The following is a 25,469-nucleotide window of genomic DNA, read 5'->3' as shown; positions in this document are numbered from 1 at the left end:
TTATCTCAATCGAGTTCATATATACACTGGGTTTTAATAGATTTTGTTAGTTCGCAAAGAGTAATAATAGAATGAATAGATTCTACACAGCGCAAACCATTCGCACACCGAGTCAATTGAATGATAAAATGAATAGCTGTGCTCATCTGTTCGCGAATGGCGGCAGAGGGGAGGTTTTGCGAAGCATACATGACGAGTGTTTCGAGCCGGCTCAAAGCATCTTTTGCAGAGTTCGAGTGAATCGTCGTCATACTCCCATCATGACCAGTATTCATTGCCTGCAGCATATCTAATGCTTCTTCGCCGCGGCATTCACCGATAACAATACGATCCGGGCGCATGCGCAAAGCATTTTTTAGCAGTTCCCTCATTGTCACTTTCCCCATTTTTTCACTGTTTGCGCTGCGTGTTTCGAGGCGGATGACATGAGGTTGCTGCAATTGTAGTTCTGCAGAATCTTCGATTGTAATGACGCGTTCATCCTTTCCAATAAAAGAGCTTAAACAGTTTAAAAAAGTTGTTTTGCCCGTCCCGGTTCCCCCAGAGATCAAAATATTTTTCTTATTCTGCACAATCTCTTTTAAAAGATCAGCCATTTGCTTTGTCAAAGATGAATTTTTAACTAGATAATCCATATCAATAGAATATCTTGGAAATTTTCGAATTGTGAGACAGGGACCGTTTAAAGATAATGGAGGTATGATGGCATGCACCCGTGCGCCATTTGGTAAGCGTGCATCGCAATAAGGGGTGCTTTCGTCGATTTTTCGCCCTACTGAAGTGCATATTCTTTCAATGAGCGTCATGAGAGAGTTGTTAGAGCTGAATATGAGAGGTGATATTTTTAGTTGACCTTTACTTTCAAAATACACTTTTTTTGCATTGTTGATTAAGATTTCAGAAATTCCTTCATCATAGAGGGGAAGGGTTATAATTCCATAGTCGACAATTTGCGCACAAACACACCATATTATTTTTTTAAATAAATAAATATTTTCTTCAGAAAAAACACTATGATTTTCCCAAAAGATTGTATCTAAATAGGAACACGCAGTTTCTACGATATCAAAGTAATGATAAGTTTTTGTTTCTAATTGTATAATTGAAATTTGTGAAAGTTGGTTTTGTACTTCTGCTAAAGTATTTTTAAAGAGTTCAAGCGAAAATATATGAGTTATTTGTTGATAAATAAGGTCTATTAGATAAGGATTTTTAATAAATTGTTTCATTTCTTCTGCAGTGATTGATATCTTATTTTCATTAGTTGGAAATAAGATATCAATACTTGCATTTTTATTTGCTGAAAATAAAAAGAGATTGAAACATGATTTATTTAAATCTTTATCAAGTAGGCTTTGGAGGAAAAAATTGTCATTTTTTTCATAGAAAAAATCAATTTTCTGTGAGAAAAAAGTTAAATTTTTCTTTAAAAAGAATGTATTTACTTTTTCTTCCCTGATTTCGAAAATGAAACCATCGTGGAGCAATACTTGGCAGTAGATTTTAATTTTTGCGGAATTTGGAATGATAATATCGCAATTTTCATTATTGCCAATGGTTAGAATCGTTTTATCCTCAATTTGAGCAATTTTATTTTCAAAATGATTTATTATTTTCCAGTTCATCGAACTTGTTCTCCATGTATTATTTGAAAAGTATCCTCTTTAATAATCTTTTTGATTCTTGGATCTTCGAGAAATTTATTAAATGTTACCGCGGAGCTTTTTTTATTCTTAAAATCATTTGGATTCCGCAATGAGATTGAAAATTGTGAATACTGTTTCATAAAACTAAGAATTTTCACTTCATCTGGAGAGAGATAAAAGCTAAGGGAATGACTTGGGATTTGGTTGTTGGATTTATTTAATCGGTCGCCTATTCCGATAATTTCGATTCCATCTAAGATTGTTTCTGTTGCGCGGCCAATTTGAGGAATTTGTAAATGGGCAATGATGTCAATGCGATCACCAATTTGAATGTGGGATAATATAGGGCTAATTTCTACATCTAGAACAAAAAATCTTTTGCCAAATGGAATTTTTTCTGGCAAATGATTCTCAATGAGCGTGGAAGAAAAATTATTCTTAAATAGAGGGATATTTTCGTTAATATCAATTAATAGTTTCTTTTCACGGAATTGATCAAATTCAGAATTTAAAATATATTGCTCTTTTGTTTCTCCTATATCCAAATAAATAAATTTTATATCTTTTTCATTTGCTTTTTGATTTTTGTAAATATTTTTCTGAGCAACCGCAACGGCATAGCGATTCCGCTTTGGTATGTCTTCATCTCTTTGAAAAAGGTTTGCAAAGAGTATATATTGAATAAATGTAACTAATATTGATAAAAAAAGAGTTAAATAAAAACAATTTTTTTGCGGTGATTTTTTATTTTCTGTTTTTTCATTTTCTTTGTGCGTATTCCAATTTAAATTTGTAGTTTTCATAAAAATTTTCTAATAATATATATATTTACAAACTATAAAGCTTCTTTGTCAAAAATATCTTCATCTTTTTTTATGGATGTGTTGCCTGTCACTGTGGAAGCATTTTTTTGTGCTTTTTCAGCAGCAGAATTTGCTTTTTTTTCAGCTTCGTTGACTATTTTGCTATCTTGTCCGGAGATAGCACCTGCAAGTGCGGCAATTTTTGCTTTTATAGCGCCACCAAAAAATGCAGTTGCAGCGATTGAAGCGACTGCGATCAGACTCAAAATGATGGCATATTCTGTTAGGCCTTGGCCCTTTTCCTCTTTAAAAAATATGTGTGACATGAGGATTAATCCTTTCTTGATAAAAATTTTAATCACAATTTCATTTAGTGATTCTTTTGCGAACAGAATACAGATTTTGTAACTTATCTAAATCTTTGAAATCAATAATTGAATATTTGTAATGTAAGATTTGTTTTTAATTTATCTAATAAATTGAACTTATTCATCGAATAAAAAATCAGCAGAGTGTCATTTGGCAAATGAAAAATTTCTGAGCATAAACACGATCAGATGGAACAGAGATGAGAGGGGCCAGTGTGATAAAACTTCATGATAAATTTAATACATTTGAACTTAATCTCGATGGATTTCCAGTAAAACTGAAATCTCCGTGTGGACTGCAAGCAGCGATGACTGGATTATTAAATCACCTCACACTGCCTCTCGATGAAGGTTTGCTTTATAGGAAAAAACGAATTTTTCATACTTTTGGAATGTCTTTCTCTATTGCTATTTTCTGTTTAGACAGGCACAGAAAATTACTGTGCAAACCAATAATTATCGAAAAAAATTTTATATTTATTGTGCCAAGAAAAAGTTTTTATACATTGGAAGTTCATCCTGATCTCATCACAAAAGTTTCTATAGAGAATATTCCAAATGGAATTAAAATTATTAAAAATAACAAAGCAAAAATAATTTATTATTTGAGCAAAATGGTTATTTCTATTTTAACTTTTATTATATTAATAATATCTTTATCTGCTTATTCTGCAGAAAATTTAAACATAAAATTGGGAAAAACAAAAGTTATACAGCTCTTTTCTGCTCCACAAAGTATTCAAATTTCGGATCCGGATGTTTTTGACATTCAAAGAATAGGTCTAACAAATTCAATTAAAATTATACCCAAGCAAAATGGGCAAGCGACTCTTTCTATTCAATATGAAGGTGGAAATGAAAAGCTTTGGCAGGTACAAGTTGGCAAGAATATTGTAGAAGGAAGATATTCTGAAACAACTGAGAATCAGAATCAAGAGCACTCACTGCCTTTGAGTTATTTGACGACTCATTTAAAAAAAATAGCTGGACTTAAAGTATTCATTAAAAATGGACGTATTATTTTGCTAGGGAAGATCAAAAAGTTTGAAGATTTTCGTTCGGTTGCAAAAGCAGTTGGCATGCATGGCAAATTATTTTTTCCAACGTATCAAATATCAACTCAGATTGAATTAGGAGTTCTGCATTCCCTCCAATCAGATTTAAAGATGTTAGGAGAAAAAAGTTTATATATTATAAATAAAGGAGGAGTATTTACTCTCACAGGTGTGCCTTCATCTCCAATTGGTAAACATAGAGCATGGGATTATTTAAATGCACTCTTGCCCAATTTAATCGATGCCACCAGTCACTTTTCAGGAGAAAGCAGTGTCGTTCAAATCAATTTCGAATTTTTAGAAGTTGGAAAAAAAGAAGGAATTGGGGGCGGTATTCAGTCTCCTGGTATGCAAGCACCTATATCAACTTCATTAAACTTTGCTTCTTCACTTATAAGTGCTCCTATCCGTGAACCTATTCTGCAAATTGCACCGTTGAATTTCTTAGTAAAAGCTTTGGAAGAGAGATCATTTGTGCGCAATCTCGCCCAACCTGTTGTGCTTTCACGCTCAGGTGAAAAAGCTTCATTCCTAGCAGGGGGTGAAGTTCCTATTGTAACCGCTCAAAACTCTGGGAACAGTTACAACTCGTCGGTGAGTTTTAAACCTTTTGGAATTATATTTAATGTACTTCCGCGTGTGCAATCGGATGGAAGTATTTGGTTAAAACTCGATTTAGAAGTGAGCGATGTTTCTCAACTCTATGCCAGTCAAAACATCCCTGGTTTTATCAAGCGAAAATTAAATACCAATATTATTTTGAAAGACAACAATCTAGCCCTTTTAAGCGGATTAGTACAAGCAAAAAACTCAAAAAATATAGAAAAATATCCATTTTTGGGCAGTATTCCTATTTTAGGTGAGCTTTTCAAAAGTAGAAAATTTCACGATGAGGAATCTGAACTGTGGATAGCAGTCTCAGCTATTCGTAGCGATTTACAAGCTGAAAACAATGAAATTAAAAATTTTATGAATATGAAAGCGAAAGATTTTGGGAAAAATCTAAGTGGAAGTTTATTAGATTGAGGTTGCAATGTATTTAATCTTTGAAAGAGAAAGTGGAATTTTTCAATTTAGTTTTTGTAATTATAAAGAAATAATTTTTATAAGAGGTTTTATTATTTATCAAATAGAAGATAAAATATTTACCTGTAATAAAAGATATTTTATTTTTTTAAATGAACTGCCATTAAAGTCAACTCAGGTTCTAGATTATAGATTTGTCTTTAAAAATAACATTTTTAAAGAAATTATTTATTTCTTTTTCTATATTATATTTTTGATTTATAAGAGTGTTCGGAAGTTTTTAGATAGCAATTATTTTATTAAAATTTTTACTTGGATGATCGTATTTATTATTCTTTTCGATGTTAGTAACCAAAAAGAAACTTCAGTCGTTAATTATAATCAGAACCAACATGATTTTTTAACATGGAAAAATCATTTTATAAAAAATAAAACGTCACAAAAAATATCGCTCAAAAAACACTCTTTTTTAAACGATAAAATCCCCCAAATCCGCGGGATTTGGGACTTCAAAGTGATTCCTTTAACAACACAAGCCCATACTGATGATAGTTATAGCGGTTTTATTGCTCTTCCTTATTCTTCAGTTATTTCTATCCAAGGAAATGTTAGCTCAATTAAAAAGCCAATTGAAAATTGTCAAGATATGGGATTGCGCGTTTTTGCAATAAGTGAACGAGATGAATTGTTGTTGTTAGAATCGAATAAGTTAATATCTCAGAAAAGGAAAGATCATTTTTTTCTTTTTTCTATTCTCGAGTTAAAAAAATATGCGCAATATTTTCCAAATTATTGTGAATATATCATGGAAAATTCAGGAGAAAATTTTTGAGCGATAAAAAAATTCTTTTCGATGTTAAAAATAATCAATATTTTTCTCTGGATGAAGCTCAGGACATTCTTACGTTTAACAAAGCTTCTGCTGGGACATTTCTTGTGATCGAAAGTGAGAAAAAGGTTTTGGTAGAGACAAATGAAGTTTTTTTGTTTCAAAAAGACTTTTACGTATTTATTGATTTAGAAGAGAAAATATCTCTTTTATCGACAAATGTTAAGGGTGAAAAATTATTTTTAATGCTAACGGATAGTTTATTTCAATTTCTTGAAAACCAAATAAATAATGGGGTTTTATTTTGTATTATTCAAATTATTGTTAAAAAAATATTTAAAAATTGGAGGTTTTTATTGCTGTTTTTGTTTTTTATTATTGCGCTCCAGCAAAAGCAATTTCTTTCTCTTGAGAATGAATCATATACTTATAAATATCAGTTAAAAAAGAATATTTATGCAGTCTATAAAGATATTCTGCGCAAAGCTCAACATGAAATTAGAACTGAACCTAATCTGCTCTCCAGACAAAAAATGGGTATTGCTCTAAGCAACGAGATTACAGAGAATAATAAGTTAAAGAAAATTAAAGAACAAGTTATAAAAGTGAAAAAAATAGAGCCTGAGCCAGACATTAACTTTTTTTTAAAATTAAAAAAAGCAAAGAGAGAGTGATGGATAAAGTGAGCAAAAAAATAGATTGGACCTCTTCAGCGGGGCAGGTTTTAGTCGAATCTCTCATCACGCAAGTTATTTTAGCTATAAGTGCATTTGCTCTGATTGAAATCGTGCGTCTACTCGCATTTAAAGCGGTGTTTAAAGCTGCAGTGTCTGACATTGCTTTACAAATTTCGCACAGTGAACTTGCACTTAAGCGCAATGGGTCTATCCCGCAAAAGCATTCTCTTTCTTCTTTTAAGAGTATAGTTTATGATGATAAAATTAAAAAACAACTGCAGCATACCCTTAAGCTTTTTCCTACTTCTTTTATTTCATTTGAGAAAGAATTGAATGCTGAAAATAAATGGATTTATTCTATTCCACACCATAATTATACTATTTCTCTCCAATTTGTTTTTAGTAATTTAAGCCATCCCGAAGGTGTTTATTTAAAGGTTACGACCTGCTTGCCTGTTTTATTTTCAAGTTTTTTTAATCCTTCTATGCAAGTTGGGCGAAGATCTCAAGCAAAGAGAAATTGTCTTGGCCATTTTGCCGGAGCAAAAACGTACAATCCAATTTACTGGTATCGTGTGCGCGTTTCCACATATGTTCCGTGGCCTGCATCCACACAAATCTTTGAAAAGGGTCTGGCTATGCCAGTGAGTATTTATGGTCTAGAAGAGAATATCACACAAGAAACAATGGAATTTATTCGAGAAGTTGATCTTTCTCAATATATATTTAAAGAAAAAAAGGAAAATTGATGAATAATCTTAAAGCTTCGTGCGAGTCAGGTCAGGCTTTAGTCAGTGGACTGATTTTTCTTATTTTAGCTATGCTCTGTGCTCTTTTTTTTCTTTTTATATCTGAATCTTTTTATCGTGCATTTTCAAATATCAATAAAGAGAGAGAAAATAAACTGCGAGATCTTTCCTTGATATCTCATAAATTAAATTATATTTCACTTAATAATCAACATATCATAAGTGCTCTCAGCCTTGCGCAAAATGCCTTTGCCGAGTCTGCTGAAACCGGTTTATACATCTCTTTTTCTCAACCGTATTGGCAAACATATCAATCACTGCAAAAAATAAGTGCACATTCTAACGGAGATTTTAAAAATAGTGCTCTGACACAAAAAAACAAAGATTATATTAATAATCTTTATAAATCTTTTCGCTTAAAATCAGGCAGAGGACTTTTTATTGCAAAATCTTTAGTTGAGAAAAATAAAATTATTATAAATTCATTGCCAAAAAATATTAAAAAGTACTTTGTGCAAAGCTCCAATCGAGATGTTTTTTGTCTTTCCCTTGCAAGCCAAGGAAAAAAATATATATCTCCTGGTTTTATCAATCTTCCTTTAATCGAAAATCTATATAATTTTTATTTATTGCGTGAAGATTGTCAGCTATCCCATAAGAATGGAGCCTATGCAGTGGTCAATAAAATACTGCCTTTTTTATCCGGTACTGAATCAAACTTAGTGCTCGATTATGAAAAATTAGCCGAGCACTTAAATCAATCTGTCAGTTTTGGTCTTTCGCTTGTTTCTTTTGCGCAGGCACAGTTCTTTTTACATGATCTTTATTTACAAGATAGTCAGGCATTAGAAGCAAATACAAAATTTACAAAAGTAACAAAGTATCTTGCGAAAATAAAATTTTTTAAATCCTTGAATTTAGATAGCGAAGATTTTTTTAACAGCTCTCCTAAAAATATTTCAGTGCGAATCACCCATCCGTTTTTTATTTGTTCCGCGAAATCACATTGGCAAGGTGATTTCTTAGAGGAAGAGGATTGGCAAAATAGAGCAGCTTGTCCTCTGTCAGAAGGAAATTTTTATAAGTCTTTTTTTACTCCCAACTGGATAGCTCTCGTGACACAAGAGAAAGGCAAAAATGAATATTTTTAATGCAAAAGGACAATCCTTAGTTGAATGTGTAATTGTCCTCCCTCTTTTTTTTCTCACCCTCGCTGGCCTTATTTTGCTTTTTAGGCAGCAAAACCGTGTTTATCAAGATGAGAAGACTCTCTCTGTGCTTGCTCTCTCCGACGCACATTTCGTCCGTGAGGAGCGAAAGCAGGCTCTATGGCGAAACTCAACGGACGAAAGCCAAATTGCCTTAGAACGTATGGCTAAGATCGCTCTCAACCCAGACCGCTTTTTTTCTACAAGTGTTGATCAGCACAATGGAGTCTTTTTTGAGAACCAGCTTGTTACAGCGGCGCGCTCATCCGCTCTGCAAAAAAACTGTTCCTTTTCTGCTGTTTACAACCTTATATCCAAGGGAAATGGGGTTTTTGCTTTAACGACCTGCGCTCAGGGAAATGGTTATGAAGTACAGTTGAATAAAGAGTATGAAACCCAGCTAGAGGCTTTTGCAGGCGATGAAAAAGGTTCTATACGAATTCCTGTTCGACTTGATAAAGAAGTATCTGAACCTATTGAACAAATTATGACGGGTTCGGCTCTTTTTTATCCTTACCTTGAATTGAGTTGGGGGCAAAGAGAGCGTGTTGTGGTAAAAAGTGTGCGCGCCTTTTTTTTAAGTCCTATGGGAAGTCACTTTAGCAGAGATATTGCGTCCTTACTAAGTCCAACAAAAGGGGTTTTTAATGTTCACTGTTTTCTTGAACCTTTTTCTCCTACCTGCCAAGTCCAAACTCTTCGCAGTAAGTTCTCTCGCACAGCCAAAGATTCTGCAAATCTTCAGATAAATGCCTGTTTCCTTGAAAGTGCCATCAAATGTGCTGGCGCATCTGTGGCTGCGCCAGCCTGTTTAGTAGCCAAAGCTATTTCTATTGTTGCCTCGGTTGCGGCGGGGCAGGCATCTCCGCTTTGCCCCGTGCTTAATAATGCTGTGAGCACCGGACAGTGGACAGTGCAGAAAACAGTTTCTGCATATTCTTCGATCATAAAAGCGCAAGAAATAGGTTTTAGCAGTAGTTTTTTGAGTATTAATTGAGCATTAAAAAAAATATAAAAAAACTTGCTTGGAATGCTTGACTCAAATCGCATTCGTGTATTAGTCACTGTCCTACCAAGGGTTGGCACTTTAGCTCAGTCGGTAGAGCAGTGGATTGAAAATCCACGTGTCCCCGGTTCGATTCCGGGAGGTGCCACCATCTCTTTCTCCTTCTCTTCTTTATTCTTTTCCTTCTTTTTAATTTTCTTAATCTTTATAAATCAAAAGAGCTAAATTTTAATAAGACAACTGAAGATTTTTTTGATAAAAATCATTTGTTTTTGTTATTTTAAATACAAGGTTGAGTTTTCAATAGGAAATGAAATGCGCTTAAAATCATACTCAAATTTATCACAATCTGTGGCAAACTATGTTGAAGGTCTTCTTAATATCAATGAATGTGCGGACCTTAAACTCGCATTACAAATTGCTAAAAGGCGTGGAACTCCACCCTTACAGGTGATTCCTACAGATGGGCGCTGTCTCGAGATCTTAGCGCGTTCGGTTCAAGCAAAAAAAATCGTCGAAATTGGTACACTTTGTGGATACTCTGCCATATTTCTAGCAAAAGCACTTCCACCGGAAGGCAAACTTTATACTTTTGAGCAGAGTGAGCATCATGTGCGGGTTGCCAGTGAAGTTTTTACTGAACTCAATCTGTTGACGAAAATTGAGATCGTCTTTGGTAAGGCCGCTGAAAAGCTTCCAGAAATAAATCATAAAGGGCCTTTCGATCTTATCTTTATCGATGCTGATAAAGTCAGTTATCCACATTATTTTGATTGGGCGATAGAAAACTTGCGCTCAGGTGGATTATTGATTGCAGATAATGTCTTCGTTTTTGGTTATATTGGCGAAGAAGAGTTGCCCAGCGGAGATCTGGCAAACTTAGTTTTGGCTATGCGTACGTTCAATCAAAAATGTGCTGAAGATGCGAGATTGGTGACAACTTTCATGCCAACCGGTGAGGGTATGATGGTCGCAGTTAAAAAGTGAATTTTAAGTGATGTCAATTCAGAGCATTTCTTTTATTATCTATAATCTGCCATATAATGACATAAATAATTGCTATATTTATATATATAAAAGAAGAGTCAAAAAAGACATTTTGTGTGGTTGCGTGAAATAAGTTTGCTAATAAAGTAACAAGAAGAGGAATGAGCAATAGTATTAAAGAATTTTTTTGTGCTTTGATTTCAATTTTTAATAAGCGAAATATTTTATATATTGCAAACAAAATAATGCTCAGGCCAATAATACCCACTGAGGCCAAAATTTCGAGGTAATTATTGTGAGCGTTGTACTTCTGTTCAATATGAGAGAAACCAAGTTTATTATAATATTCGTTGCGGATTCCGTGATTAATCCAAAAATTTCCTTGTCCAACAGCGGGACTATCCAAAAACATTTTTGTATAAACTTTCCAAAAATATTGACGATTATTTCCTTCTTCAAATGCATGTGAGTTTAATAAAGACTGAGCAGTTGATTCGATTCGTTCAATCACTCCAAGTTTTTTTCCTATAAAGAAACTTGCAATACCGATCGATGTTATGGCAATAATTGTAAAAATAGGCTTTCGCTTTAAATAAATAAGAGATGGGACTCCCAATAAAATAGCAATATTTACGAGAGTAGCTGTTCTGCCTGAACTGAGAAACACACAGGTGGTATTGGCAATTGTAATTAAAAATAAATACATATATGGCAAGAATTTATGATCTTTAAATGGCATAAAATACATACTTTTTAGATTTTTCTTAGCAATTATGAGCCATAAAAGTGTCCAATTAAATGTGGCATAAGTTAAACCCACTGCCGCAACAGTTAGAGGATGGCCATAGAAACCATAAACTCGAAAAGTGCCATTTTGTAATAAGTTATCATTTGTTAAAATGGGACCATATTTCGTATGTGAACGGAGTTCAAAACCTGTAAAATGTTGATAAATAAGTGCGCCACAAAATAAAATGGAAGCGGGTAAAAGTCCCGCTAAAAAGCATTTGAGAGGATTAATATCAGGGAGTGTTTGATTTAGATTTTTTCCTTTAGTAAAAAATCTAAAGATTTCATAGCGTGACATCCAAATAAAAAAGCTAGAAATGGAGCCCGTAAAGAAAAGAGAGGAAGAGAAACTGCTATTTAATAAAAGTGGAAAGTTTTCTTTTAAATTGTATATGGAAGATGGTATTGTTTTGTTTTGAAAATAATAAGTTAAAAAATTAAAAACGGGAAAAACACTATATAATATGAGTAAATATATACCAAGTTTTAGCATAAAGAAAGGAATCTTTTTATTTTTAACTAAGTAATAGCCAAAAGGAGCAAATATACAACAGAGATAAAAGCCTGCAGCTTGAACAGCAATCCCAAGATATAAGAAAAATGGTAACAAAAAGAACAGAGATCTTAAGAACATGTATTAAACTCCTTACATACATCAAGATCGCAAAAACAGGTTTTGAGTTTTTATTATTGTATGTTAAGCCATTTTTGATTTTAATGCTATGCTTAGGGGGATTTAAAATCACATGCACGATGATAAGAAAAGAATTTTAATAGTACTGCCGAGACAATTGGGTGATGTTCTCTTAGGCACACCAATCGCTCAAGTATTGCGGGATAAATACCCAAATGCGCAAATAGATTGGTGGAGTCATCCTATGGCAAAACAAATTCTTGAGCAAAATCCTTTTTTAAATCGTCTTTTCTTTTACCCTGTTTTAAAAAAAAGTAAAACAAATAAGAACTCTGTATTTAAAGTTCTGATAAAAAATATTTTATTTTTATATGAAAATATACAGCATTTAATTAAAATTAGAAAGCAAAAATACGATATTGTGATCGATGCAATGAACAATCCTAGAACGGCTGTGCTGTCTTTGGTAACGGGAGCGCCCGTCAGAATCAGCTTTTCGACAAGTCCAATTCGGAATTTAGTTTTCAACAAATTGATTCCGCGCGAAGATCTAAATGGAATCTATTTAGGCCACGCTCGCTTAAAGCTTTTACAGCCCTTAAATATTAACTTACAAGCAGAACAATGCCTAAAATTGCACCCAATTATACCAATTTCTTTGGAGGATAAAGAAAAAGTACAGGATTGGTTGATGCAAGAAAAAGAGAAGCTCAGCCATACAAAAATACGTATCAAACAGACGAAATCACAAATTTTCGATTATATTCTTTTAAGTCCAACGCACAGACGCTCGGTCCGGCGTTGGCCTGCAGCGAGTTATGTGGAATTGGCTTGGCGTATGATTCAAAAATATCAAAGCCCCATTGTCTGGCTATGGGGGCCAACAGAAGATGTTTATGTCCATGACATGCATAAAGCATTGCAGCTTAAGTTAAAGGAAAACAATTTAGCAGAAGAGTTCAGTTTATTTCCTCCTTTATTCAGTTTGCGTGAAGCGGGTTTTCTTTCTGAGCAAGCACTTATTTGGATTGGGAATTCCAATGGCCTGAGTCATATTGCAGTTGCGGCTGGAGCAAAAACTCTTGAATTGCATGGTCCTACATCGCCAGTGAGTTGGTGTCATCCAGATAAAGCAAAACATTTGGCCTTACAGCGTGAGACAGGTTGTATACAATGTGAGTCAAACATCTGTCGATTGAGCAGACGTGAGTGTTTAGAAGACCTCAGTGTAGAAAAGGTCTTCCAAACGGCACTCATTTTAATTGAAAAAAGTGAATAGCTTTGCATTGGCAATTAATTTTCTTTGCAGTGCACTTCATTGATGAGTTTTGCGCCCTTTTCAAAATCATATATATTTTGTAACGTTGTTGTTACGATACCTGTTAGGGCTTCATGGGTTAAAAATGCTTGATGTGCAGTGACAAGAACGTTTGGAAAAGAAATCAAACGAGCGAGATTATCATCATCAATTCCTTTTTCTGAAAAATCAGAGAAAAAGTATCCTTCTTCTTCTTCATAAACATCAAGAGCTGCTCCCTTTATAATTCCTTTTTTAAGAGCATTTATAAGTGCGCTGCTATCAATTAAACCGCCACGGCTCGTATTTAAAATGATGACATTTTTTTTCATCTTAGCAAATGCTTCATTGTTTAATAGATGGTAAGAATCTTTATTCAGTGGGATATGCAAAGAAATTATATCAGAATATTGGTAGAGATCATTTAAAGAAACATAAGTAATATTTTTATTGGTATTGTCAGGAAACTTATCGAATGCAAGCACTTGACAACCAAAGCCAATCATAATTTCCGCCATGGCCATTCCTATTTTTCCAGTTCCAATAATTCCCACAGTTTTTTTATAGAGGTCAAAGCCTGTTAAGCCATCCAAACTAAAGTTAAATTCGTGCACACGATTATATGCTTTGTGGATTTTGCGATTGAGAGTGAGTAAAAGAGCAATTGTGTGCTCAGCAACGGCATGGGGAGAATATTCAGGCACATGCAACACGGTTATTTTTTGTTTTTTTGCTTCTTTCAAATCGACATGATTAAAACCAACACTGCGTAAAGAGATAAGTTCAACACCCTGAGCAGATAATTCTTGGATCGTTTGTTTATTTAGATTGTCATTTACAAATGCGCAAACACAAGAAAATCCTTTTGCGAGAGCTGCTGTTTCTGCATTTAATTGAAGATCTAGATATTTGATATTGTGACGAAAAGACTTGTTGATCTCTTCAAAGTAACTTTTTTCATAGCTGTGTGAGCTAAAAACAATAACATTCACTTTCTTTCCAATTCTGCAGAAACTTTTTTTTAATGGGAATGAGTAAATTCAATGTCTGGTCCTGCTTTCAAAACATCTTGACTTGTCTTATGAACAAATTTTTTAAAGTTATCTATAAACATTTGGGCAATTTTTATTCTTTGAGTGTCATAATGAATTTTATCTTTCCATGTGTTACGAGGATTTAAAATTTGTGTCGGAATATTTTTAATTTGGCGTGGAATTTTGAAATTAAAGACATCAAAACTTTCAAAATCTTCATTTATGAGTGCACCCGAGTGAATAGCGTTCAAGATACTACGTGTGTGCTTTAAAGAGATTCTTTCTCCTTCGCCAAATGCTCCCGCTGTCCAGCCGGTATTGACAAGCCAAGCTTGGGCAGAGTGTTCACGTATTTTTTGTGCTAATAATTCGGCATATTTCGCTGGATGCCACACCATAAAAGGAGCACCAAAACATGCAGAAAATGTTGCTTTTGGCTCTTTAATTCCAACCTCTGTGCCAGCAATTTTAGCAGTGTAACCGCTCATAAAATGATACATCGCCTGCTCAGGTGTTAATAAACTGATTGGAGGTAACACGCCAAAGGCATCACAGGTGAGAAAAATAATATTATTTGCATGTTTTGTGATACATGGGATTTTTGCATTTTCAATATATTCAATTTTATAAGATGCTCTTGTGTTTTCTGTTATGGATAAATTGGTATAATCTATTTTACGACTGATGGGATCGGCAACTGTATTCTCTAATAAGGTACCAAACTTTATAGCAGCAAATATTTCGGGTTCTTTTTCTTGTGAGAGATTGTCGCACTTTGCGTAACAACCCCCTTCGATATTAAATAAGCCTTTATCTGCCCAGCAATGTTCATCATCGCCAATTAATTTTCGATTGGGATCAGCTGAGAGAGTGGTTTTACCAGTACCTGATAAACCAAGAAAAACAGAGACATCTCCTTGTGTGCCTTCGTTTACTGAGCAGTGAAGTGAAAGAACATCTTTTTTGGGCATCAGATAATTCATAACAGTGAAAACACCTTTTTTCATTTCGCCTGCATAATCTGTGCCTAATATTATTATTTCTTTTTGTTCAAAATGAAATGAAATACTTGTTTTGGAAGACATTCCTTCAGCTTTTTCATCAGCAGGTTGGCTGCCCGCATTGAAAATAACGCAGTCAGGTTCACCAAAATTTTTGAGTTCTTCTTGACTCGGTCGGATAAGCATATTGTGCATAAATAATGCATGATATGGGCGGGAACAAATGACTCTTACTTTTATTTGATAGGACTTTTCCCAACCTGCAAACCCATCGATGACGTAGAGTTTTTCTTTTGCCGATAAATAGTCAATAGCTCTTAGTTTGCATGCAGTAAATGATTCTTGTGATTGAGCTATGTTAACATCACCCCAATCAATATTTAATTCGCTTTCGGGATGCTTTACTATTCTTTTATCTTTGGGACTTCTTCCTGTCTTTTCACCGGAAAAAGCCACCAATGCACCTGTATCAGTGAGAAAAGAATCTTTTTCTACACGGATTGAATGTTCATAAATTATCGGAATGGGGGTATTATAATAAATTTCATTATGAATTAAACCATATTTTTTTAACATTATGCTCTTTTTCCTTTTCTTATAATATAGATGACCGATTTTTAACATAATGATATTTAAGCGATAATTTTAAGAAAGTCAATAACGTGAATTTTTTCTTTTACTTTTTGGTACCCTTTTTTAAGGAATACAGTGCTCAGAAATATTTACAAGAAAAAAATTATTCTTAAACAAGAATTTAATCTTCTTCCTCCATGACCTTATAGAAGTATTTTTATGCGAGGTCAATTTGAGATATGAGTTATTGTATAGACAATTTTGCTGCTATTTAAAATCACTCTTTGTAGATTTTATAAAAATAAAAAATGCATCTAATTAAAAATAAAAATTAGATGCATAAGGAAACGAGATCATAAAAATTAAAACTCAAATTCTAGGCAGGAAGTGTCATTTGATATTACATTTGCTAAATAAGATTTTGCTTCTGGGAGCACATGATGAGTAAAGAATTTTGCTGTCTTGACTTTATTTGCATAAAAGCGTTTATCTGCAGCTGAAACATTTCCTGAAAGTTTTTCATCTGCTACAACTGCTTGTTCTAATAATAAGCCTGCAATAATAGTATGGCCAAGCGCCATTAAAAAAGGATATGCGTTCACTATTGCAGCTTTACGATCTCCTTTCTTTGCAACTTCTCCCATATGCATAGCTGCTTCTGCGAGCCCAGCAATATACTCTTCAAGAAGAGCTGCTTCCGCGCCTATAGCCTTGTGGTCCTTGTTCTTTTCAATAAAATCTGTGTGTCTTTCGAGCCAACCCATAAAAATTGCACCTTCTTCCATACGCATTTTACGGCCGACGAGATCTAAAGCTTGAATGCCATTTGTTCCTTCATAAATAGAAGCTATTTTTGAATCACGTAGGAGTTGTTCGACAGGATAATCCTTTGTAAAACCATACCCTCCATATGTTTGTATCGATTGCACAATAGAATAAAAACCCATGTCGGTTGCCCAAGCTTTCATTATAGGCGTTAAAAGCTCAAGAAATCCTTGACATTTCTTCTTATGTTCTTTGTCAGGAGAATGTTTAGATTCATCATGCATAAGTGCAGCAGTGTAGCTAAGCGCTCGGATCCCTTCGACAATACTACGTTGACGCAAAAGCATTCTTTTCACATCTGGGTGATTGACAATAGCAATGCGAGGTGGGTTTGTAGCATCTCTTTTAACTGTTATATCAACGCCTTGTATCCGTTCTTTCGCATAAGCTTCTGCGTTCAGAAAAGCAACGGATGCCTGTGCAAGCCCTTGGAGTCCCACACCAATACGCGCTTCGTTCATCATAAGGAACATGTAATTGATTCCTTGATTTTCTTTACCAATCAAAAATCCTTCACAATCATCTTTATCACCAAAGCTCATGAGGCAAGTTGAGTTGCCATGAATTCCCATTTTCTCTTCAAGTGAAATACAATAAAGATCATTTTTGCCAGTGATTTTTCCAGAGTTTTTATCAAAGCGTTTTTTAGGCACTAAAAATAGGCTTACTCCTTCAATTCCTTGAGGTGCACCTTCAATACGAGCTAAAACAAGGTGTAAAATATTTTCGGCAAAGTCATTTTCACCACCTGAAATCCATTGTTTGACACCTTTAATACGAAAGCTTCCATCTTTGTCGCGTTTTGCTGTCGATTTTAAATCTCCCACTGCACTGCCCGCAGAAGGCTCTGTGAGGCACATGGTGCCTGTCCATGTGCCAGCAGCAATTTTTGGCACACACGTTTTTTTCATCCACTCTTCACCAAAGTGATAAAGTACATGGGAAGCAGATTTCGTTAAACCTGGATACATTGTAAAGGCTTGATTGGCACTGGAAAATAACTCCATAAAAACAGCGGCAATGACGCTTGGAGCTTGGATTCCTCCTGCTTCTTCAGGATCGGAAAGTGTTAAAAAACCATTATCAACAAATTGTTTGTAAGCCTCTTTTGTTCCTTTAGGTGTTGTGACTTCTTTTGTATCTTTATTGTGCACACAACCTGTGCGATCACCGATTTTATTCAGTGGTCCTAAATATTGATTACATAATGAAATTGCAGATGTTAGCATCTCTCCCACAGAATCCGTAGAATGATCAGAAAAATAAGAATAAGCAAAAAGTTTTTGAATATTTAAATATTCAAATAGGACAAATTCTATTTCTCTTCTGTCAACCATAAAAGAACTATTTGCAGCCATAATACAATCTCCTAGAAAATTAAACTTTCATTTTACTAAAATGAATAACTAAACATTATTGTGGTTCCGACTCTGTTACGCTCCATTTTTCATCAAAATCCTCTAAAATGAGTGAAGCAAACTGAGAGGAATACACATTGTCCGATTTTATTGAGGCAAAATCAGAATCAACTCGTGCTAACTCGATTAATTTTTTATCTTCAATAAAAGCGTGCTTTAAAGTCTTAAGCGCTTCCGCTTTTTTTCCTAGTAGTGCAAGCATACAGGCTTTATTATAAAGATAAATCGCTGTATGTGGACGCAGCTTTAAAGCAGCTTCGAAATCTTCTAGTGCATTTTCATAACTCGAGCTTTTATAATATGTAATTGCTCTTTCTGCAAAGAGGTCATCTCTTTTTGGTTCTAACGAAATAGCTTTGTCGTACATTTCTATAGCAGTACCGTATTTTTTGTTGTTTCTATTAATTTCTGCAAAAATCGTATAAGGAAGTTCAAAAGAGGGCTCTTCTCTGATTAAATAATTCAACGAATTATCTAAAATGTACAAAGCATTTATTTTTTTATATTCTGCAACAAGTGATGTAAAGAATTGTTTGCTCTCGCCACTTGATTTTGCTGCATAGGTTGCTGATAATGCAGCTTCATCATTTTTTTTGTCTTTAAAATAAGCTAAAGATAGGTGTGCATAAACTAAGGAATACGCCGAAGTGGAGATATATTCTTTTTCTCCGAGTATTGTGATTAATTTATTTAAATTTTCAATCGCTTTTTTATTTTTACTCTCAATCGAATATTGCATTACAGCCAACTGCAAACGTGATTCGACATCATTCCCAAGTGTAATTGCTCTTTCAAAAGCATATGTTGCTTCTTTATAATTCCGATTATTTGCATAAGCTAATGCTGTTTTATGCCATAACCACCTATCGGGATATTTTTGTGCATAGGATTTCAGTTTATTTGGTAGAATTTCTTTTTTTGTGCTGCGAATAAGCGCTGAGCTTAAATATTGTGAAATATCATCGGTAGAAGCCCCCAATTTGAGAGCGGTTTCTGCATTGCGAATGGATTCTTGAGGATTTTTTTCTGCAAATATTCTTGTTTTTTCTATATAAGTGTCTTTATGGTTTGGGAATCGATTCATCGTATCAAGGTAAAGATCTTCAGCGTTTTTCACCTGACCTGTATAAAATAAGATATCTGCACTGGCAAAACGTGTTTTAGGTCTCTCAGGGTCAATTTCGTAGGCTTGGTTTATGAGTGTGATACTTTTGTGCAGTTCTTGTGGATATTTGTTACCTTGAGCGACCTGAACTTGTATGAGTTTAGCAAGAGCCACATAGGCATTGATATTTTTTGGATTTTGCCGAATGCTTTCAATTAAAAGTTTTTCAGCTTTAACCTGTTCTCCAGGTAATGAGTCGACAATAATTCTTTTTGCAGTTAAATAAAGCTGAGTTGAAGATTCGGAATTATAATCTTTATCGGCTTTGGAAATCAATTCCATATCTTTTACAAGTATATCCTTGGTCGCTGTGGACGATCCTTGATCTCCATAGACAATGAAGCTCTTGCAAAACATAGTGCCATAAAGTGTTATGGTAAGAACTCTATTTTTCAAAGAGTGTCCTTCCTCAACCTTGTGTTGTGAAGTTGTTGTACCTAGACTGGCGTATCGACGTTATTTCTTAATAATTGAGATAGACGAAAGCAGATGTTTAAGAGTGGGTTGAATTTTTAGTATTGTAATTTCAAATAATTAGGTATTTTCATGCGGACTTTTTTATTTTATATAGGCTATTTGTACTATCTTGTACTGTTAAAAACCGTACGCATTCGCCTTGTCGGATTTGAGAGCATCCAAGCTGTTTGGGGTGAAGGCAAAAATGCAGTTTTTTGCTGCCCACACAATTCAATTTTAGCTTGCTTTATCGGCGTGGATCAACAAGATAGGCCAAAAGTCTCTTTAGTTGCAAGCTTAAGTAAGGATGGAGAGCTAGTTGCAAAATTGTTGTTAAAAAGAAGGTATGAAATGATCCGTGGATCCTCAAGCCGTGGAGGGCGTAAGGCATTACTTGAAATGCAGCGGGCTGGAGAGAGTGGTGTCAGTCTCGGCATTGCTTTTGATGGTCCAAAGGGCCCACCACTTATTCCGAAACGTGGCATCGTTGGTTGTGCGCGTGTGGTAAATGGGCCACTTTTTTTGATCCATGCCCACCCTAAGAACGGCTGTTTGTTTGGTTATCCAAGAGCGATACGCGTGAACTCTTGGGATAAAATGCTCATACCTGTTCCTTTCAGTGCAATAGATGTTTTCTTTGAAAAACTTCCTGAGCAGGAAGAGACACAGATTCTAGTCGAGGAGGAGTATGAAAAATTTATCTTAGATTACGTGCAAAAAAGGTCATTTGAAGTTTTTCCTAATTTATATTCTTAAGATTATAAATTTTTGAATATAAAAATTACATAAAATGATTTTCAACATATTTATTGATAAAAAAATAAAAAAAGAAGATTTATAATAAAAATTAAGCAAAATAAAAAACAATATATATTGTCTTATAAAAAATTTCACGAATGCTTGAAATTAAATTTTAAATAGAGTATTAACTAGCAATTGAATTTTTGTTAACCCAAACCCGATCGAGGTCTACTGTATGAAGTTAATTTTAGGATCTGCTCTCGCTGTATGCACTTCTGTATTTGTTATTATTGGTTGTGGAAATAAGAATGATAACAAAGAAAAAGGTGGGCTTGATTTTAATCAGTCACATCATATTGCTTCAAATATAAAAAATACTCAAATCACTTGTAACGATGAAACATTGAAGGACTGTAAAATTGAACTTAAAACCTCTGACAAAGGTGAAAGTATTGTATCAGCAAAGTTAAGTGTTGACCTGAATGAAAATAATACTGTTTCTCAACTTGAATTACATAAAAATTATCAAAAAGCTTTGATTTTAAATCTTTCTGAAGATCTAAACAAAGAGTTTTATAAAAGTTTAATTGCTAATTTAACATATCAATATAGTTCTGCGGATAAAGCATCGGATAAGACTGTAGCTAAAGTAGCAAGTTTAGAATATAGCATTGCTGATGTCAAAACAGATGATGCAGGCAAAACAGATGATACTAAAAAAACTCCACAAGCAACTCTGAACAAACTTTTAGAAGCAGCTAAACCAATTTTAAGCAAAGAGAGAGCGGATAAGAATACTGCAAATATAGAATCACATAAAGATCTTAAAAAACAAATTACATTTGAAGATGTATTGAAGTCTTTAAGTGACATTAGCATCAACAGTCTGCTGCCAAAGAGCTTGACTGATAACTATAAAACTCTCGGTTTCAACTTTAAGTTCAATGCGGACAAAAATATCGTATTATCTTATAAAGATTCGACATTAAATAAAGATTGCCAATTGGTATTTGAAAATAATGCTGATCAAAAACCTACTAAATACGTGTATACAATTAAGACTGTTGAGTTTAAAACTGCTGATGGTGCTGTTTGTACATTTAAATAAAATCTACTGACTTTGTGTGCTTTTCTGTAATGGAAAAGTGTGCAATTTTTTATCGCAAAAAAAGATCAATTAAAATTAATTTTAATTGATCTTTTCGTTTTTACCGTCTTCGCGGATAGATGCTGCTTTGCGTTTGTCCCAATTAACTTTGTATTCTGCCGCCAAATCTGTGTCGGTGATGATTAATATATTCTCCGCATTCCGCTCTTGTGCTGCCTTGGTGAAATTAAAACTTCCGGTTATAACAGTTTTCGCATCAATGATCATTATTTTATTGTGAGCGATAGCAGGCTTATAATCTTTCCATAAAGGAATTCCCTGATTTTGTAAGAATTTTGCGGATGAGTATTTTTGTGAAAATTGCCCCTTATCTAATATTACATTAATATCCACTCCCCTTTTTTTTGCGTCCACAATCGCTTTGGCGATGGGAGCACTTGTAAAAGAATAGGCTTGCACAAAGACACTTTTCTTTGCTGCATCAATTTCGTTTATTATTTCTTGCGCACAATTTGAGCCAGGAGTAAAACAAACTTTATAGGCAGAGTCTTTAAATGTACTTGCATAAATTGGGTTTATATAAAAAAATAGAGAAGAATACGTTATAATTTGTATTAATTTTTTTTTGAACATTTTATTTCCTTTCATTTTTGTTCCCTTAATTTATAAGCTATCCATTAATTAATGTAAAGCACACCATTTGTTTGATTTTTAATATTATCGCTTAAAAATAATGCGTATAAAATATTTTTATATTAAATACAAAGGTTTGTATCTTTCCGTTTTTTTTGCTAATAAATTTTTCTGGAGAATTTTTATTTAGAATTATTATGCAAGGAAATTTAAAATGTATTTCAATAATCCGTTACGTTTTTTGATATTATCACTTTCTTTTTCTGCTGCAGCATTTGCAAACAATGATCTAGAAAGTATTAACAATTATGATTATTCAAGATATTTAGAAGAAAATTATCAACGATTATATAATTTTGAGCCCAAAAAATTATGGAGGTATTCCACGCAAGGAAGTATATTCGGCAGTCCTAAAGTCGCAGAGAATGGTGCGGTTTATATTGGCTCAAAAGATGGTTATTTACATGCTTACTATCCCGAAGATAAATTTCACAATTGGAAATTTAAAACGGAAGGAGAAATTTTTTCAACTCCTGCTGTGTCGGAAGATGGAAGTATTTATATTTCTTCCCTAGATAAAAATATTTATGCTTTAACACCCAATGGAAAACTTAAATGGAAATTCACAACTGGCGATGAAGTGTATTCAAGTCCCATCATTGGCAAAGATGGAACTATTTATGTTGGTTCTAATGATAATAAACTTTATGCTCTCAATTCCGACGGAACAAAAAAATGGGATTTTACAACTGGCGATGCTATTTTTTCCGCTTCTCCTTCTATTGATAACAACGGAACAATTTTCATTGGTTCAAATGATAATAAACTTTATGCCATCAATCCGGACGGTACAAAAAAATGGGAATACACGACAGGAGGATATATTTATTCCTCACCCGCATTTGCAGAGGATGGAACAATTTATTTTGGCTCATATGATAGTAAACTTTATGCCATCAATCCAGACGGAACAAAAAAATGGGAATTTACTGCAGGACGCAGTGTGCATGCAAGCCCAACTGTTGGAAAGGATGGGACTGTTTATTTTACATCCATGGATGGCAAACTTTATGCATTGACACCTGAAGGAAATAAATTGTGGGAGTTTGCAGCCGATGGATCTATTTATTCTAAGCCACTTATAAATAAAGCAGGTGAAATATATTTTGGATCATTTGATAAAAAATTATATTTAATCTCAAAAGAAGGGTATAAAATATGGTCTTATAAATTAGATGGATTTATTTATTCAAATCCTGTATTCGGCAAGCGAAATTCTGTTATCGTCAGTTCATTTGATAAAAAATTATATGCAATTTTTGAAGATATACAATTGATGCCTTCGCCCTTTGAATTAAGAAATTAAAGTTTTTACCTTTACTCTTTAAATTATAAATTAAGAGAGATACTCGGCTCATTTTCAAGGAATATGTCTCTTATATTTAACGTTATTAACTTATGCCTTTTTGAATTTAGCTAAATCTTGTAACATATGAATTTGCCCAAAAAGTGATTTTTTAAAGTCCGTAAGCAATAAACTTTCATTTTCAGAATGGGCATTTGTGTAGGGATCTTCAACGCCCACAAGGATTGCAGGAATTGAGCCAAATTCATCGGATAAAGGTTGCACAAATGGTATACTTGCGCCACAACCGATAAATTGTGCTGTGTGTCCATAGCCTTTTTCCAAAGAGCGAGCCGCTATTTGGTAAACATCTGCTTTGGGATCTGCAATTGCCCACCAATTGCTCGACGACTCTGGCTTGATTTTGAGGCGAAATCCTTGTGGGCAAACCGCTTGAATGTGTTTCGTTAAAATTTCTAAAATTTCTTGTGGTTTCATATTGGGAACAATGCGAATAGAAACACGCGCCCAAGCTGCATCTTGAATAATATTACTTACAAGTTTGCGTGATCCACTTTGAATGGCATTAATACTCAATGAGGGTTGGCGCCATAATTTTTCGGCAAAATCTTTTTCTTGCGCCGTAAATGGCAAACCATTTAAAAGCCCCGTTGCTCCGCGCGCGATATTTTCCATTTTTAATTGAGAAAAGTTTTCGCTTTCAGCTGCTGTGAGTGCTTTAACTTTATCGTGAATACCTTTGATGGCAATGTTACCTTGTTCATCGCACAACGTGGCTAAAATTTTCGTAAGGGCTAAAACAGGATCGGGCAGAATACCGCCCCAAAGTCCAGAGTGCACTGGGTGATCCAAGGCTTCGACTTCTATATCCACTGCGACAAGACCGCGAAGGGCAGTTGTAATGCTTGGAATTCCTGAATCGACATTGGCGCAGTCAGTTACAATAATACCATCTGCCTTCAGCTTTTCTTTGTGCTTGCGGACAAAAACTGCAAGATTATTGCTGCCAATTTCTTCTTCGCCCTCAATCAGAACTTTTACATTTACCGGTAATTCCCCCGCAGTTTTTAAATACGATGAAATAGCAGCTGTGTGTGCAATAATCCCAGCTTTGTCATCTGCTGTACCACGGCCATACAGGCGCCCATTTTTTTCTACTGGGATAAAAGGATTGGATTTCCATTTTTCTTCCCGTCCCGGCGGTTGAACATCGTGGTGAGCATAAAGTAACAAGGTGGGCGCACCTGGTTTATGCAGCCACTCACCATAGACATAGGGATGTATGCCTTTTCCAAGTTCCAGCAATTCAACATTTTCAAGACCTGCACCACGCAAGAGTTCTGCAGTGGCTTCAGCGCTGAGTTTGACATCATTTTCATCAAAACCAGCAAGGCTTACACTCGGAATTTTTACAAGTTTGATTAAGTTTTTAAGTTCTTTTTCTAGATGTTTTTCACAATAATCGAGAGCATTTTGTGTTTCTTTTGATGGAGCTGTAATAAATAAAGGTTCTCCTTTTTCATTTTTACAACCACACGTAGGAGAATGAAGATGTTTAGTATTTTTCATTCAAATTTCCTTATCTATTTTTTTTTACAATTTGCCAAGCTTCGTTTAAGTATTGCATTGCCAAATGATTCTTATCATTATTTTTATCTGGATGCCAAAGCTGAGCTCGTTCTAAATATATTTTTCTTAAGAATTCTTGATCTGTATCAGCTTGTGCACTTAAGAACTCGAGAGCCCATTTTAAAGTTCCTCGTGGATATTTATTCGAGTTTTCTAAACATAGGTTAAAATTATGATGACAATTTGTATTATGTTCGCGAATTTTTTGTAATTCTTGGATTAATTCCGCTTTTTGCTTCAAGCGAAGTTGTTTTTCGAGTTTTTTTTGCTTTTTTTTCTCTAGTTCGATTCTTCTCTCATCAAAAGAATCATCATCGCTAAAATGGCTGCACATGTTGGAAACATTCACCTGCTGTTATAGATCAAATTGACTTTCGTGATATGACGCTGGTTAAATGGAAGGATGGGGCCGACCATTTACCCTCAATGCACAGAGTTTGGATAAT

The 25,469-nt window shown here is 34.3% G+C and carries 22 protein-coding genes and 1 tRNA gene; 12 read left to right on the top strand and 11 right to left on the bottom strand.

Features of this window, described 5'->3' with window-relative positions; translation table 11 throughout:
• Nucleotides 1-5: 5 nt before the first annotated feature.
• Genes EZS29_RS09440 through EZS29_RS09430 form a run of 3 tightly spaced genes read right to left on the bottom strand, consistent with a single transcriptional unit; the run spans nt 6 to nt 2,775 of the window.
• Complete coding sequence (locus EZS29_RS09440) at nt 6-1,625, bottom strand: TadA family conjugal transfer-associated ATPase (RefSeq protein ID WP_130609425.1); 1,620 nt, start codon at nt 1,623-1,625, stop codon at nt 6-8.
• Nucleotides 1,622-2,449, bottom strand: a complete 828-nt coding sequence (locus EZS29_RS09435; RefSeq protein ID WP_130609422.1) for a CpaB family protein — start codon at nt 2,447-2,449, stop codon at nt 1,622-1,624. The genes EZS29_RS09440 and EZS29_RS09435 overlap by 4 nt, the downstream gene beginning before the upstream one ends.
• A gap of 32 nt (nt 2,450-2,481) precedes the next feature.
• Nucleotides 2,482-2,775, bottom strand: coding sequence for a Flp family type IVb pilin (locus tag EZS29_RS09430; protein ID WP_130609419.1), 294 nt, complete (start codon nt 2,773-2,775; stop codon nt 2,482-2,484).
• A 257-nt stretch (nt 2,776-3,032) separates the two neighbouring features.
• Between EZS29_RS09430 and EZS29_RS09425 the strand changes: the two genes are divergently transcribed.
• The 8 genes from EZS29_RS09425 (at nt 3,033) to EZS29_RS09390 (ending at nt 10,354) form a co-directional block, all read left to right on the top strand.
• Nucleotides 3,033-4,898, top strand: a complete 1,866-nt coding sequence (locus EZS29_RS09425; RefSeq protein ID WP_172603872.1) for a type II and III secretion system protein family protein — start codon at nt 3,033-3,035, stop codon at nt 4,896-4,898.
• A gap of 7 nt (nt 4,899-4,905) precedes the next feature.
• Nucleotides 4,906-5,730 (top strand): hypothetical protein, encoded by an 825-nt coding sequence (locus tag EZS29_RS09420; protein ID WP_130609413.1) that lies wholly within the window; start codon nt 4,906-4,908, stop codon nt 5,728-5,730.
• Complete coding sequence (locus EZS29_RS09415) at nt 5,727-6,401, top strand: hypothetical protein (protein ID WP_130609410.1); 675 nt, start codon at nt 5,727-5,729, stop codon at nt 6,399-6,401. Before EZS29_RS09420 ends, EZS29_RS09415 begins: the two co-directional genes overlap by 4 nt.
• Complete coding sequence (locus tag EZS29_RS09410; RefSeq protein WP_130609407.1) at nt 6,401-7,153, top strand: hypothetical protein; 753 nt, start codon at nt 6,401-6,403, stop codon at nt 7,151-7,153. Before EZS29_RS09415 ends, EZS29_RS09410 begins: the two co-directional genes overlap by 1 nt.
• Nucleotides 7,153-8,304, top strand: a complete 1,152-nt coding sequence (locus tag EZS29_RS09405; RefSeq protein ID WP_130609404.1) for a hypothetical protein — start codon at nt 7,153-7,155, stop codon at nt 8,302-8,304. The genes EZS29_RS09410 and EZS29_RS09405 overlap by 1 nt, the downstream gene beginning before the upstream one ends.
• Nucleotides 8,291-9,358, top strand: coding sequence for a hypothetical protein (locus tag EZS29_RS09400; protein ID WP_130609401.1), 1,068 nt, complete (start codon nt 8,291-8,293; stop codon nt 9,356-9,358). The genes EZS29_RS09405 and EZS29_RS09400 overlap by 14 nt, the downstream gene beginning before the upstream one ends.
• 84 nt (nt 9,359-9,442) lie before the next feature.
• Nucleotides 9,443-9,518, top strand: a tRNA-Phe gene (locus EZS29_RS09395).
• Between the two features lie 164 nt (nt 9,519-9,682).
• Nucleotides 9,683-10,354 (top strand): O-methyltransferase, encoded by a 672-nt coding sequence (locus EZS29_RS09390; RefSeq protein ID WP_130609398.1) that lies wholly within the window; start codon nt 9,683-9,685, stop codon nt 10,352-10,354.
• 13 nt (nt 10,355-10,367) lie between these two features.
• Here EZS29_RS09390 and EZS29_RS09385 read toward each other — a convergent pair whose 3' ends face one another.
• Nucleotides 10,368-11,777 carry an O-antigen ligase family protein gene (locus EZS29_RS09385; RefSeq protein WP_130609395.1) on the bottom strand — a complete coding sequence of 470 codons (1,410 nt, stop codon included), beginning with the start codon at nt 11,775-11,777 and terminating at the stop codon, nt 10,368-10,370.
• Between the two features lie 112 nt (nt 11,778-11,889).
• Here EZS29_RS09385 and EZS29_RS09380 point away from each other — a divergent pair, with 112 nt between their 5' ends.
• A complete protein-coding gene (locus EZS29_RS09380) occupies nt 11,890-13,056 on the top strand; it encodes a glycosyltransferase family 9 protein (RefSeq protein ID WP_130609391.1) in 1,167 nt (388 codons plus the stop codon).
• 14 nt (nt 13,057-13,070) lie between these two features.
• Here EZS29_RS09380 and EZS29_RS09375 read toward each other — a convergent pair whose 3' ends face one another.
• From EZS29_RS09375 to EZS29_RS09360, 4 genes are all read right to left on the bottom strand, one after another.
• The gene (locus tag EZS29_RS09375) at nt 13,071-14,066 is read right to left on the bottom strand and encodes a 2-hydroxyacid dehydrogenase (RefSeq protein ID WP_130609388.1); all 996 of its coding nucleotides are present in this window, start codon (nt 14,064-14,066) and stop codon (nt 13,071-13,073) included.
• A 29-nt stretch (nt 14,067-14,095) separates the two neighbouring features.
• Entirely contained in the window at nt 14,096-15,685 is a 1,590-nt protein-coding gene (pckA, locus tag EZS29_RS09370; protein ID WP_130609385.1) for a phosphoenolpyruvate carboxykinase (ATP), read from the bottom strand.
• Between the two features lie 359 nt (nt 15,686-16,044).
• Nucleotides 16,045-17,865, bottom strand: a complete 1,821-nt coding sequence (locus EZS29_RS09365) for an acyl-CoA dehydrogenase (RefSeq protein ID WP_130609382.1) — start codon at nt 17,863-17,865, stop codon at nt 16,045-16,047.
• 55 nt (nt 17,866-17,920) lie between these two features.
• The gene (locus EZS29_RS09360) at nt 17,921-19,486 is read right to left on the bottom strand and encodes a TPR end-of-group domain-containing protein (RefSeq protein WP_130609377.1); all 1,566 of its coding nucleotides are present in this window, start codon (nt 19,484-19,486) and stop codon (nt 17,921-17,923) included.
• 150 nt (nt 19,487-19,636) lie between these two features.
• On the opposite strand from EZS29_RS09360, the gene EZS29_RS09355 reads away from it, so the two are divergent.
• Together EZS29_RS09355 and EZS29_RS09350 are read left to right on the top strand one after the other, a co-directional pair.
• The gene (locus tag EZS29_RS09355) at nt 19,637-20,302 is read left to right on the top strand and encodes a lysophospholipid acyltransferase family protein (RefSeq protein ID WP_130609374.1); all 666 of its coding nucleotides are present in this window, start codon (nt 19,637-19,639) and stop codon (nt 20,300-20,302) included.
• A gap of 220 nt (nt 20,303-20,522) precedes the next feature.
• Nucleotides 20,523-21,395 carry a hypothetical protein gene (locus EZS29_RS09350; RefSeq protein ID WP_130609371.1) on the top strand — a complete coding sequence of 291 codons (873 nt, stop codon included), beginning with the start codon at nt 20,523-20,525 and terminating at the stop codon, nt 21,393-21,395.
• Nucleotides 21,396-21,476: 81 nt separating this feature from the next.
• Here EZS29_RS09350 and EZS29_RS09345 read toward each other — a convergent pair whose 3' ends face one another.
• Nucleotides 21,477-22,028, bottom strand: coding sequence for a phospholipase D family nuclease (locus EZS29_RS09345; protein WP_130609368.1), 552 nt, complete (start codon nt 22,026-22,028; stop codon nt 21,477-21,479).
• Between the two features lie 214 nt (nt 22,029-22,242).
• On the opposite strand from EZS29_RS09345, the gene EZS29_RS09340 reads away from it, so the two are divergent.
• Entirely contained in the window at nt 22,243-23,394 is a 1,152-nt protein-coding gene (locus EZS29_RS09340) for an outer membrane protein assembly factor BamB family protein (protein ID WP_130609365.1), read from the top strand.
• 90 nt (nt 23,395-23,484) lie between these two features.
• On the opposite strand, the gene EZS29_RS09335 is transcribed toward EZS29_RS09340, so the two are convergent.
• Both EZS29_RS09335 and EZS29_RS09330 read right to left on the bottom strand, forming a co-directional pair.
• The gene (locus tag EZS29_RS09335) at nt 23,485-24,963 is read right to left on the bottom strand and encodes a M20/M25/M40 family metallo-hydrolase (protein ID WP_130609362.1); all 1,479 of its coding nucleotides are present in this window, start codon (nt 24,961-24,963) and stop codon (nt 23,485-23,487) included.
• A gap of 10 nt (nt 24,964-24,973) precedes the next feature.
• Complete coding sequence (locus EZS29_RS09330) at nt 24,974-25,357, bottom strand: J domain-containing protein (protein WP_130609359.1); 384 nt, start codon at nt 25,355-25,357, stop codon at nt 24,974-24,976.
• Nucleotides 25,358-25,469: the final 112 nt, after the last annotated feature.

It is taken from the genome of Fluviispira sanaruensis, from assembly GCF_004295685.1.
GTDB classification, from domain to species: domain Bacteria; phylum Bdellovibrionota_B; class Oligoflexia; order Silvanigrellales; family Silvanigrellaceae; genus Silvanigrella; species Silvanigrella sanaruensis.
Note: the sequence above shows the minus strand (reverse complement) of the source record. Positions and strands in the feature narration are given on the sequence as shown.

What these genes read in the sequence shown, in the direction of transcription:
- EZS29_RS09330 (WP_130609359.1), bottom strand. Translation starts at nt 25,357, where the DNA reads ATGTGCAGCCATTTTAGCGATGATGATTCTTTTGATGAGAGAAGAATC.
- EZS29_RS09345 (WP_130609368.1), bottom strand. Translation starts at nt 22,028, where the DNA reads ATGTTCAAAAAAAAATTAATACAAATTATAACGTATTCTTCTCTATTT.
- EZS29_RS09410 (WP_130609407.1), top strand. Translation starts at nt 6,401, where the DNA reads ATGGATAAAGTGAGCAAAAAAATAGATTGGACCTCTTCAGCGGGGCAG.
- EZS29_RS09380 (WP_130609391.1), top strand. Translation starts at nt 11,890, where the DNA reads ATGCACGATGATAAGAAAAGAATTTTAATAGTACTGCCGAGACAATTG.
- EZS29_RS09355 (WP_130609374.1), top strand. Translation starts at nt 19,637, where the DNA reads ATGCGGACTTTTTTATTTTATATAGGCTATTTGTACTATCTTGTACTG.
- EZS29_RS09400 (WP_130609401.1), top strand. Translation starts at nt 8,291, where the DNA reads ATGAATATTTTTAATGCAAAAGGACAATCCTTAGTTGAATGTGTAATT.
- EZS29_RS09430 (WP_130609419.1), bottom strand. Translation starts at nt 2,775, where the DNA reads ATGTCACACATATTTTTTAAAGAGGAAAAGGGCCAAGGCCTAACAGAA.
- EZS29_RS09335 (WP_130609362.1), bottom strand. Translation starts at nt 24,963, where the DNA reads ATGAAAAATACTAAACATCTTCATTCTCCTACGTGTGGTTGTAAAAAT.
- EZS29_RS09405 (WP_130609404.1), top strand. Translation starts at nt 7,153, where the DNA reads ATGAATAATCTTAAAGCTTCGTGCGAGTCAGGTCAGGCTTTAGTCAGT.
- EZS29_RS09350 (WP_130609371.1), top strand. Translation starts at nt 20,523, where the DNA reads ATGAAGTTAATTTTAGGATCTGCTCTCGCTGTATGCACTTCTGTATTT.
- EZS29_RS09365 (WP_130609382.1), bottom strand. Translation starts at nt 17,865, where the DNA reads ATGGCTGCAAATAGTTCTTTTATGGTTGACAGAAGAGAAATAGAATTT.
- EZS29_RS09440 (WP_130609425.1), bottom strand. Translation starts at nt 1,625, where the DNA reads ATGAACTGGAAAATAATAAATCATTTTGAAAATAAAATTGCTCAAATT.
- EZS29_RS09435 (WP_130609422.1), bottom strand. Translation starts at nt 2,449, where the DNA reads ATGAAAACTACAAATTTAAATTGGAATACGCACAAAGAAAATGAAAAA.
- pckA (WP_130609385.1), bottom strand. Translation starts at nt 15,685, where the DNA reads ATGTTAAAAAAATATGGTTTAATTCATAATGAAATTTATTATAATACC.
- EZS29_RS09390 (WP_130609398.1), top strand. Translation starts at nt 9,683, where the DNA reads ATGCGCTTAAAATCATACTCAAATTTATCACAATCTGTGGCAAACTAT.
- EZS29_RS09385 (WP_130609395.1), bottom strand. Translation starts at nt 11,777, where the DNA reads ATGTTCTTAAGATCTCTGTTCTTTTTGTTACCATTTTTCTTATATCTT.
- EZS29_RS09420 (WP_130609413.1), top strand. Translation starts at nt 4,906, where the DNA reads ATGTATTTAATCTTTGAAAGAGAAAGTGGAATTTTTCAATTTAGTTTT.
- EZS29_RS09340 (WP_130609365.1), top strand. Translation starts at nt 22,243, where the DNA reads ATGTATTTCAATAATCCGTTACGTTTTTTGATATTATCACTTTCTTTT.